Origin of the sequence: Ruegeria sp. SCP11, from assembly GCF_040329455.1 — a bacterium.
Lineage (GTDB): Bacteria > Pseudomonadota > Alphaproteobacteria > Rhodobacterales > Rhodobacteraceae > Ruegeria > Ruegeria atlantica_E.
In genome coordinates this window covers 1-211 of the sequence record NZ_JBDZYG010000081.1, presented here as the reverse complement: position 1 = coordinate 211, position 211 = coordinate 1, and the positions used below count along the sequence as shown (strand labels likewise).

General features: G+C 66.4%; 1 protein-coding gene. It reads left to right on the top strand.

Going from position 1 to position 211, the window contains the following annotated elements; translation table 11 throughout:
• Window positions 1–211 (top strand): hypothetical protein (locus ABLN94_RS24710; protein WP_352997377.1); only part of this gene is annotated, 211 nt, incomplete at both ends.

Below are 211 nucleotides of genomic sequence, written 5' to 3'. Positions count from 1 at the left end.
CGCCCTGCTCACCGATGAAGTCTTCGACACCGGCGGCAATGCCGTCGCTGCAGACCCCAACCTCACCGGCTTTGCCGTCGACATTGCAGACACCACCGCCCCGGTGGTGCAGTCCGCCAGTGCGCCGGCCATCGATGCCGCAGATACCGGCAATCCCGACACGCAGATCACCGTGACCTTCGCCGACAACATCGCGGTGGACGCCTCCAGC